Source organism: Bacillus hominis (assembly GCF_018332515.1).
Classification (GTDB): Bacteria; Bacillota; Bacilli; order Bacillales; family Bacillaceae_G; genus Bacillus_A; species Bacillus_A hominis.
On sequence record NZ_BOQD01000599.1, the window covers coordinates 1 to 269 of the forward strand.

Consider the following 269-nt stretch of genomic DNA (forward strand, 5'->3'; position numbering starts at 1 on the left):
TTCGCATAAAGGAGTTGTACACCGTGCCTGGTTTGAAGATTACGCTTTTGCAGCAACCACTGGTGTGGATGGATGGTCCTGCCAACCTGCGTCATTTTGATCGTCAACTGGAAGGTATTACCGGGCGCGATGTGATCGTTCTACCGGAGATGTTTACCAGCGGCTTTGCCATGGAAGCGGCAGCTTCGTCGCTAGCACAAGATGACGTAGTGAACTGGATGACAGCTAAGGCGCAGCAGTGCAATGCGCTGATTGCAGGCAGTGTTGCA

1 pseudogene is annotated in these 269 nt (G+C 52.4%); it reads left to right on the top strand.

Annotated features, from left to right (window positions below):
* Nucleotides 1-23: 23 nt before the first annotated feature.
* Nucleotides 24-269 (top strand): annotated as a pseudogene (yafV, locus tag KI356_RS28915) (2-oxoglutaramate amidase); the annotation flags it as partial.